The organism is Streptomyces albus subsp. chlorinus (assembly GCF_013302895.1).
Taxonomy (GTDB): domain Bacteria; phylum Actinomycetota; class Actinomycetes; order Streptomycetales; family Streptomycetaceae; genus Streptomyces; species Streptomyces chlorinus.
On sequence record NZ_VJOK01000001.1, the window covers coordinates 5,538,361 to 5,547,815 of the forward strand.

Below are 9,455 nucleotides of genomic sequence, written 5' to 3' on the forward strand. Positions count from 1 at the left end.
TTTTCGACTTTCCGGGAAGAGATTCACAGACCATGGCGAACTACACCGCCGCCGACGTCAAGAAGCTCCGGGAGCTGACCGGCGCCGGCATGATGGACTGCAAGAAGGCGCTGGACGAGGCCGAGGGCAACGTCGACAAGGCCGTCGAGGTCCTGCGCGTCAAGGGCCAGAAGGGCGTCGCCAAGCGCGAGAGCCGTACCGCCGAGAACGGCGCGGTCATCGCCCGTATCGCGGACGACAACTCCGCCGGTGTGCTGGTCGAGCTGAAGTGCGAGACCGACTTCGTCGCCAAGGGCGAGAAGTTCCTCGCCGTCGCCGAGGCCATCGCCCAGCACGTCGAGGCCACCTCGCCGGCCGACATCGACGCTCTGCTCGCCTCCGAGATCGAGTCGGGCAAGACCGTCCAGGCGTACGTCGACGAGGCCAACGCCACCCTCGGTGAGAAGATCGTGCTGGACCGCTTCGCGCAGTTCTCCGGCGCCTACGTCGGCTCCTACCTGCACCGCACCAGCCCGGACCTGCCCCCGCAGGTCGGCGTGCTGGTCGAGCTGGACTCGGCGAACGCGGACATCGCCAAGGACGTCGCGCAGCACATCGCCGCCTTCGCACCGGCGTACCTGTCGCGCGAGGACGTCCCGGCCGAGACGGTCGCCAACGAGCGCCGCATCGCTGAGGAGACCGCCCGCGAGGAGGGCAAGCCCGAGCAGGCCCTGCCCAAGATCATCGAGGGCCGGGTGAACGGCTTCTTCAAGGAGAACACCCTCCTGGACCAGCCGTTCGCCAAGGACAACAAGAAGTCCGTCCAGAAGGTCCTGGAGGAGGCCGGCGTCTCGCTGAAGCGCTTCGCCCGCTTCCGCGTCGGCGCCTGACGCCCCGGTCCTGAGGTATCCCGCAGGCCGGTTCCGTTCGCCCGGAGGCGGAGCACGCCCACTGGCGCGTACGGAACCGGCACGGGCCCGATAAGGTCGGGCACAGGGCAGTTGTGACGAGGAGGCCATTGCCGCAGAGGGAACCGCGAGGGTCCGACGGCAGTGGCCTTTTTCGTATGTGCACGAGGAGATCTCCATGACCAGCAATGACACCGGCAAAGACAGGCACGGCCGTCGGCGCTTCCTGCTCAAGCTCTCCGGGGAGGCCTTCTCCGGTGGCGGCGGACTCGGTGTCGACCCCGACGTCGTGCACAAGGTGGCCCGGGAGATCGCCTCGGTGGTCCGCGACGGCGCCGAGATCGCCGTCGTCATCGGCGGCGGCAACTTCTTCCGCGGCGCCGAACTCCAGCAGCGCGGCATGGACCGGGCACGCTCCGACTACATGGGCATGCTCGGCACCGTCATGAACTGCCTTGCGCTCCAGGACTTCCTGGAGAAGGAGGGCATCGAGACGCGCGTGCAGACCGCCATCACCATGGGGCAGGTCGCCGAGCCCTACATCCCGCTGCGTGCCATCCGGCACCTGGAGAAGGGCCGTGTGGTCATCTTCGGCGCCGGTATGGGCATGCCGTACTTCTCCACCGACACCACCGCGGCCCAGCGCGCGCTGGAGATCAACGCCGAGGTGATGCTGATGGGGAAGAACGGCGTGGACGGGGTCTACGACTCCGACCCCCGGAGCAACCCGGCGGCGGTGAAGTTCGACGCGCTCGAGTACGGCGAGGTCATCACGCGCGACCTGAAGGTCGCCGACATGACCGCGATCACCCTCTGCCGCGACAACAAGCTGCCGATCCTCGTCTTCGAGCTGCTCGCCGAAGGCAATATCGCCCGTGCGGTCAAGGGTGAGAAGATCGGCACCCTGGTGAGCAACCAGGGCACCCGGGTCTGAGCGGCCCGCCGGCCTCAGCAAGTGGTCCGGTGCCACCGGGGGACCGGTGCCACCGGGCGTCGTCGGCAACACCGGGGCGCGGGAACGGCCCGGTACGGGGATGGACAACAGCCTGCCGGTCGGACACCGTGCAGGGACCAGGGCACTGCGGGGGCCGGGGCGGCCCGCGGGGCGGCCGGCAGCTCACAGCCCCGGATGAAGCAGTCAGGCTCATTCATCGAACCAGGAGCACGTGGTGATCGAAGAGACCCTCCTCGAAGCCGAGGAAAAGATGGAGAAGGCGGTCGTCGTCGCCAAGGAGGACTTCGCCGCTATCCGCACCGGCCGTGCGCACCCGGCGATGTTCAACAAGATCGTGGCGGAGTACTACGGCACGATGACGCCCATCAACCAGCTGGCGTCGTTCTCCGTACCGGAGCCCCGGATGGCCGTGGTGACCCCGTTCGACAAGAGCTCGCTGCGCAACATCGAACAGGCCATCCGCGACTCGGACCTGGGCGTCAACCCCTCCAACGACGGCAATATCATCCGGGTGACGTTCCCCGAGCTGACCGAGGAGCGCCGCCGCGAGTACATCAAGGTCGCCAAGAACAAGGGCGAGGACGCCAAGATCTCGATCCGCAGCGTGCGGCGCAAGGCCAAGGAAGCCATCGACAAGGCCGTCAAGGAGGGTGAGATCGGCGAGGACGAGGGCCGCAGGGGCGAGAAGGACCTCGACGACACCACCGCCAAGTACGTCGCGCAGGTGGACGAGCTGCTCAAGCACAAGGAGGCGGAGCTGCTCGAGGTCTGAGGTCGCCGTCGCAAGGTCCGAGGTCGAAGGCTGCTATCTGTGAACGACTCATCCTGGGGAGTGCCGCATCCGAACGCGGGGTACCGGGGTCCCGGCGAGCAGGGGCCCGCCGTACCCTCGGCGATGCCCCGGCCGGGCGATGGTCACCTCTCCGCTCACGACGTGAGCGCCCCCGTGCACGACGTGGGCGGTGAAGCGTCGCAGACTCGGCGTATGCCCATTGTGTCCGACCCCGGTGGGGGCCCCGGTGACCCGGAAGACGGCCGCCACGGCCACCGCTCCCCAGGCCATGGCCCGCCCGGCCCGGGTGCTCCCCCGGGCGGCGCGTGGCCGCCCGGACAGGACGGGCAGCAGCCCGGACCGCAGCAGCCCCAGGACGCCCCGTCGCCCGCCCCCGCACCGGCCGCGGGGGAGGGCAAGAAGCGTGCCGGGCGGGACCTGCGCGCCGCCATAGGCGTCGGGCTCGGCCTCGGCGTGGTCATCCTGGCCGCGCTCTTCTTCTACAAGCCCGTCTTCCTGGGTGTCATCGTCGTCGCGGTCGTCGTCGGACTGTGGGAGCTGACCTCCCGGCTCAAGGAGCGCAAGGGCATCCAGGCCCCCTTGGCGCCCCTGGCGGCCGGCGGTGCGGCCATGGCCGTCGCCGGGTATCTGCGCGGCGCCGAGGGAGCGTGGATCGCGATGGCGCTGACGGCGCTCGCGGTGCTCGTGTGGCGCATGGCGCAACCGCCGGCCGACTATCTGCGCGACGTGACGGCGGGCCTCTTCGCCGCCTTCTACGTGCCGTTCCTGGCGACGTTCGTGGCGCTCATGCTGGCGGCCGACGACGGCCCCCGCCGGGTGCTGACGTTCCTGATCCTCACGGTCGTCAGCGACACGGGCGCCTACGCGGTGGGCTGGCGCTTCGGGCGGCACAAGCTGGCCCCCCGGATCAGCCCCGGGAAGACCAGGGAGGGCCTGGTCGGCGCGGTGAGCTTCGCCATGGCGGCGGGCGCGCTGTGCATGCAGTTCTACATCGAGGACGGCCGCTGGTGGCAGGGCCTGCTGCTGGGCCTCGCCGTCGCGGTCAGCGCCACCCTGGGCGACCTGGGCGAGTCGATGATGAAGCGCGACCTGGGCATCAAGGACATGGGCACCCTCCTGCCGGGCCACGGCGGCATCATGGACCGCCTCGACTCCCTGCTGCCGACGGCACCTGTGGTCTGGCTGCTCCTGGTGGTCTTCGTCGGCGCCGGCTGAGCTCTTTGGTTACGCTGGTTGTGCCTGCTGTCCCGCTTCGGCGGAAGTGGTCCGGTGAGATCTCCTGGCGCAGGCATCACTGTGCAGTGCTCCCCGCCGTCGCGGGGCCCTGCCGCCCCCGTGCCGCTTTGAGGAGTACCTGCCCATGTCCGGGCCCGCCCCTGGAGAACTGACGTTCGTCGCCCCCCGCGGGGCCAAGAAGCCGCCGCGGCACCTCGCCGACCTCAGCCCCGCCGAGCGGCGCGAGGCCGTCGTCGCCGCGGGCGAGAAGCCGTTCCGCGCCAAGCAGCTGTCGCGGCACTACTTCGGGCGGCTGGCGCACCGGCCCGAGGAGTGGACGGACATCCCCGCCGCCTCGCGGCAGAAACTGGCCGCCGAGCTGCTGCCCGACCTGATGAGCGTGGTGCGGCACATCAGCTGCGACGACGACACCACCCGCAAGACGCTGTGGCGGCTGCACGACGGGACGCTGGTGGAGTCGGTGCTGATGCGGTACCCGGACCGGGTCACCATGTGCATCAGCTCGCAGGCCGGGTGCGGAATGAACTGCCCGTTCTGCGCCACCGGCCAGGCGGGGCTGGACCGCAACCTGTCCACGGCCGAGATCGTCCACCAGATCGTCGACGGCATGCGCGCGCTGCGCGACGGCGAGGTGCCAGGGGGCCCGGCGCGGCTGTCGAACATCGTCTTCATGGGCATGGGCGAGCCGCTGGCCAACTACAAGCGGGTCGTCGGTGCGATCCGGCGGCTGACCGACCCGGAGCCGGACGGACTGGGGCTGTCCCAGCGGGGTATCACCGTCTCCACGGTGGGCCTGGTGCCCGCGATGCTGCGGTTCGCCGACGAGGGCTTCAAATGCCGGCTCGCGGTCTCCCTGCACGCGCCCGACGACGAGCTGCGCGACACCCTGGTGCCGGTCAACACCCGCTGGAAGGTGCGGGAGGTGCTGGACGCGGCCTGGGAGTACGCGGCCAAGTCCGGGCGCCGGGTCTCCATCGAGTACGCGCTGATCAGGGACATCAACGACCAGGCGTGGCGGGCGGACCTGCTGGGGCGGCTGCTCAAGGGCAAGCGGGTGCATGTCAACCTCATCCCGCTCAACCCGACCCCCGGCTCCAAGTGGACCGCTTCCCGTCCCGAGGACGAGGCCGAGTTCGTGCGGACGCTGGAGCTGCACGGTGTACCGGTGACCGTACGGGACACCCGGGGACAGGAGATCGACGGGGCGTGCGGCCAGCTCGCGGCCACCGAGCGCTGAGAGCGGCCGGACCCGGCTGCCGGGAGCGGGCTGACTGATAGTGTTCGAACGGGCCGCCCTGGGGGCGGCCCGACAACCGAACAGCCGACAGGGGAGCGCAACAGCGCTGAGAGTGCGGCCGTGCGTCCCATACGCGCCGCAGACCCTCGAACCTCGCCCGGGTCATGCCGGGTAGGAAGTCGATGCACTGATGAACACGTACGCGCGGCGCGCCGCCGCCACCACAGCCGTCCTCACCCTCGCCCTCCTGGCCACCGCTTGTGGCGGCTCCGGGGACGCCGGGGACTCCAAGACCGTCACCCTCGTCACGCACGACTCCTTCGCCGCCTCCAAGGGCGTGCTGAAGGACTTCACCAAGCAGACCGGCTACAAGGTCAAGGTGCTGCGCGGAGGTGACGCGGGTGCCGCTGTCAACCAGGCGGTACTCAACAAGGGCAACCCGCAGGGAGACGTCTTCTTCGGCGTCGACAACACCCTCCTCTCCCGCCCGCTCGACAAGGGCGTCTTCGCGCCGTACAAGGCCAAGGGCCTGGACAAGGTGCCGGAGCGGCTCCAGGCCGACCCGGGCAAGAACCGGGTCACCCCCGTCGACACGGGCGAGGTGTGCGTGAACTACGACCGCGCGTGGTTCGCCGGCAAGAAGCTGGATCCGCCGCGCACGCTGGACGACCTGACCAAGCCCCGCTACAAGAACCTCCTGGTGACGGAGGACGCGGCCAACTCCTCGCCGGGTCTGGCGTTCCTGCTGGCGAGCGTCGCCGAGCACGGCGAGCGGGGCTGGCAGGGTTACTGGAAGAAGCTGCGCGCCAACGGTGTGGAGGTCGTCGACAGCTGGGAGCAGGCCTACAACGACCGCTTCAGCGGGTCGCGCGGCGGCAAGGGCAAGGGCGACAAGCCGCTGGTGGTCTCCTACGCCTCCAGCCCGCCCGTCGAGGTCCTGGGCGACAAGACCCCGCCGAAGCAGGCGCCGACCGGCGTCGCGAAGGGGACGTGCTTCCGGCAGACCGAGTACGCCGGCCTGCTCGACGGCGCCAGGAACACCAAGGGCGGCAAGGCGCTGCTGGACTTCCTGCTCAGCAAGCGGTTCCAGGAGGACCTGCCCCTCCAGATGTTCGTCAGCCCGGTACGGGAGGACGCCCGGCTGCCCGGACTGTTCACCAAGTACGGCGAGACCGTCGAGGACCCGGCCACCCTGGCGCCGAAGAAGATCGCCGCCAACCGTGAGCAGTGGATCAGGACGTGGACCTCGCTCGCCGTGAAGTGAGCGGCCAGGCGCGCCCCTCCGCGGGGCGTGCGCGGGCGCACGGCACCGGGGCGCGGCTGGCTCTGATGGCCGTGCCGGTGGCGTTCTTCGCCGTCTTCTTCGGCTACCCGGTCGCCGCCATCGTGGGGCGCGGACTGCGCGAGGGCGGACAGTGGCACCTCGGCCGCGCCGGGCAGGTCCTGGGCGACGCGGGCACCCTCCATGTGCTGTGGTTCACCGTGTGGCAGGCCGCCGCCTCCACCGCGCTGACGCTCGCCCTGGCCCTGCCCGCCGCCTGGGTGTTCGCGCGGCTCGACTTCCCCGGCAAGCGGCTGCTGCGCGCCGTGGTGACCGTGCCGTTCGTGCTGCCGACCGTGGTCGTGGGCTCCGCGTTCCTGGCGCTGGCGGGGCGCGGGGGCGTGCTGGACGAGTGGTTCGGGCTGCGGCTGGACACCAGCGTGTGGGCCATCCTGCTGGCGCACGTCCTCCTCAACTACGCCGTGGTCGTCCGCACGGTGGGCGGTTTCTGGTCGCAGCTGGACCCGCGCCAGGAGGAGGCCGCACGGACGCTGGGCGCGGGACGGCTGCGCGCCTGGTGCCGGGTCACGCTGCCCGCGCTGGCGCCGTCGGTGGGCGCCGCGGCGCTGATCGTGTTCCTGTTCACCTTCACCAGCTTCGGCGTCATCCAGGTGCTGGGCGGTCCCCGCTACGCCACCTTGGAAGTGGAGATCTACCGGCAGACGGCCACCCTGCTGGACCTGCCGGCGGCGGCCGTGCTGACGCTGCTCCAGTTCGCCGCCGTCGCCGCCCTGCTGGCCGTGCACGCCTGGTCCCTGCGGCGCAGGGAGACGGCGTTGAGGCTCGTCCCCGCGGAGCACACGGTGCACCGTCCGACAGGAGCGGGACAGTGGTCGGTGCTGTGCACCGTCCTGACCGTGATCGTTCTGCTCACTGTCGCGCCGCTCGTCGTCCTCGTCCAGCGGGCGTTCGACGGGCCCGACGGATACGGGCTCACTTTCTTCCGCGCCCTGGGCGAACAGTCCGACAGCGGTACCTTCGTCGTCGCCCCGGTGGAGGCCGTCGGGAACTCCCTCGCCTACGCGGCGGTGGCCACCGTGATCGCCCTGGTGGTGGGCGGCCTGGCCGCCGCGGCGCTCACCAGGAGGGCGGGCCGGCTGGTGCGCGGGTTCGACGCGCTGCTGATGCTGCCCCTGGGCACTTCCGCTGTCACCGTCGGGTTCGGGTTCCTCGTCGCACTGGACGAGCCACCGCTCGACCTGCGCTCCACCTGGCTCCTGGTGCCGCTCGCCCAGGCGCTGGTGGGGGTGCCCTTCGTCATCCGCACCATGCTGCCCGTGCTGCGCGCCGTGGACGCACGGCTGCGGGAGGCCGCCGCCGTGCTGGGCGCCTCCCCGCTGCGCGCCTGGCGGGAGGTCGATCTGCCACTGGTGCGGCGGGCACTGCTGGTGGCCGCTGGGTTCGCCTTCGCCGTCTCACTGGGCGAGTTCGGGGCAACCGTCTTCATCGCACGCCCCGACACCCCCACGCTGCCGGTCGCGGTGGCCCGGATGCTGGGCCGGGCCGGAGCGGCCAACTACGGCCAGGCGATGGCCCTCAGCACCATCCTGATGCTCGTCTGCGCGACCGTGCTGTTCGCGCTGGAGCGGGTGAGAACCGACGGCCAGGGAGAGTTCTGAATGCTGCGACTGGACGGCGTGACCGTACGCTTCGGTGAGCACACGGCGCTGGACGCGGTCGATCTGGAGGTCGCCGAGCACGAGACCGTGTGCGTACTGGGCCCCAGCGGCAGCGGCAAGTCCACCCTCCTGCGGGTCGTCGCCGGGCTCCAGCCGGCCGACGCGGGAAGCGTGCTGCTGTCCGGACGGGACCAGCGGGGGGTGCCCCCTCACAAGCGCGGTGTCGGGTTGATGTTCCAGGACCACCAGCTGTTCCCGCAGCGGGACGTCGCCGGCAACATCGCGTTCGGGCCGCGTATGCGCCGCATGGGCCGTGCCGCGACCGAACGGCGGGTGGCCGAACTGCTGGAGCTGGTGGGGCTGCCGCAGGCCGGACGGCGTGCCGTCACCGCGCTCTCCGGCGGCGAGCAGCAGCGCGTCGCCCTGGCCCGCGCGCTGGCGCCCGAACCCCGGCTGCTGATGCTGGACGAGCCGCTGGGCCAGCTCGACCGCGGACTGCGTGAGCGCCTCGTCGTCGAACTGCGCGGCCTCTTCCAGCGGCTCGGCACCACGGTGCTGGCGGTCACGCACGACCACGGTGAGGCGTTCGCGCTCGCCGACCGGGTCGTCGTCATGCGGGACGGCCGCATAGCGCAGACCGGTACCCCGCTTCAGGTGTGGCAGCGCCCCGCGTCCGCGTTCGTGGCCCGCTTCCTCGGCTTCGACAACATCACGCCGGCCACCGTCCACGGCGCGGCGGCCGACACCGCGTGGGGCGAGCTCACCGTCCCGGAGGGCACCCCGCAAGGCAGCACCCTGCTGCTCGTACGCCCCGGCGGGGTGCTGTTGCGCGCACCGGAGGACGGGCTGCGCTGCACCGTGGAGGCCCGCACGTTCCGGGGCGGGGACGCGTCCACGGTCACCGTGCTGCTGCGGCCGCAGGACGGGCCGCCCCTGGAGGCCGCCTGCACCCTGCGGGAGGCGCCGGAGGAGGGCTCCCAGGTGGGTGCCGTCTTCGACCCCCGCGAGGTGGTGGCGCTCGACGGCGGGGAGGACGGCCGCGGTACGCGGAACGGTGCCGTGGGGAAGGCCGCGGTCCCGGGCGAGTGACCCGACGGCGCCGGGCGGGCCGACGGCGCCGGGCGGGGCGTGACCGGCTCAGCGCGGCGGCAGCGGGGCGAGCAGGCCCACGGACAGCGTCGCCGCGGTGAAGACCGCGAGGGTGGCGGCCGTCCGCACCAGCCGGACCGCGCGCCACATCCGGTGGGGCGCGCCGAGCCGGTCCAGCAGCTCCCCCAGGGGCTCGCGGGTGCGGCGTGCCCGGGCCAGTGCCGCCAGCGCGGCCCCGACCGCACAGCACCCCACCAGCACCGCCGCGAGTGTGCCGAGTGGTCCGGGAGCGGGCATTCCGGCACCGGCGAGCCGGGC

Annotated in this window: 8 protein-coding genes and 1 pseudogene; 8 read left to right on the top strand and 1 reads right to left on the bottom strand. The window is 71.5% G+C overall.

The window, feature by feature from the left end; translation table 11 throughout:
- Positions 1-32: 32 nt before the first annotated feature.
- The 8 genes from tsf (at position 33) to FM076_RS24400 (ending at position 9,137) form a co-directional block, all read left to right on the top strand.
- On the top strand, positions 33-869 hold the full coding sequence (tsf, locus tag FM076_RS24365; RefSeq protein ID WP_173873061.1) for a translation elongation factor Ts: 837 nt from the start codon (positions 33-35) through the stop codon (positions 867-869).
- A 196-nt stretch (positions 870-1,065) separates the two neighbouring features.
- Positions 1,066-1,821: a UMP kinase gene (gene pyrH / locus FM076_RS24370; RefSeq protein ID WP_173873062.1), complete on the top strand. Its 756-nt coding sequence runs from the start codon at positions 1,066-1,068 to the stop codon at positions 1,819-1,821.
- A gap of 235 nt (positions 1,822-2,056) precedes the next feature.
- Positions 2,057-2,614, top strand: coding sequence for a ribosome recycling factor (gene frr, locus FM076_RS24375; RefSeq protein WP_173873063.1), 558 nt, complete (start codon positions 2,057-2,059; stop codon positions 2,612-2,614).
- A 39-nt stretch (positions 2,615-2,653) separates the two neighbouring features.
- Positions 2,654-3,850 carry a phosphatidate cytidylyltransferase gene (locus FM076_RS24380; protein ID WP_173873064.1) on the top strand — a complete coding sequence of 399 codons (1,197 nt, stop codon included), beginning with the start codon at positions 2,654-2,656 and terminating at the stop codon, positions 3,848-3,850.
- Positions 3,851-3,995: 145 nt separating this feature from the next.
- Positions 3,996-5,108, top strand: a complete 1,113-nt coding sequence (gene rlmN, locus FM076_RS24385; protein ID WP_173873065.1) for a 23S rRNA (adenine(2503)-C(2))-methyltransferase RlmN — start codon at positions 3,996-3,998, stop codon at positions 5,106-5,108.
- 190 nt (positions 5,109-5,298) lie between these two features.
- Positions 5,299-6,372: a thiamine ABC transporter substrate-binding protein gene (locus FM076_RS24390; RefSeq protein ID WP_173873066.1), complete on the top strand. Its 1,074-nt coding sequence runs from the start codon at positions 5,299-5,301 to the stop codon at positions 6,370-6,372.
- Positions 6,348-8,048, top strand: a complete 1,701-nt coding sequence (locus FM076_RS24395; protein WP_428814999.1) for an ABC transporter permease — start codon at positions 6,348-6,350, stop codon at positions 8,046-8,048. Before FM076_RS24390 ends, FM076_RS24395 begins: the two co-directional genes overlap by 25 nt.
- Positions 8,049-9,137, top strand: a complete 1,089-nt coding sequence (locus FM076_RS24400) for an ABC transporter ATP-binding protein (protein ID WP_173873067.1) — start codon at positions 8,049-8,051, stop codon at positions 9,135-9,137. It begins immediately after the preceding gene.
- 48 nt (positions 9,138-9,185) lie between these two features.
- Here FM076_RS24400 and FM076_RS24405 read toward each other — a convergent pair.
- A pseudogene (locus FM076_RS24405) lies at positions 9,186-9,455 on the bottom strand (hypothetical protein); the annotation flags it as partial.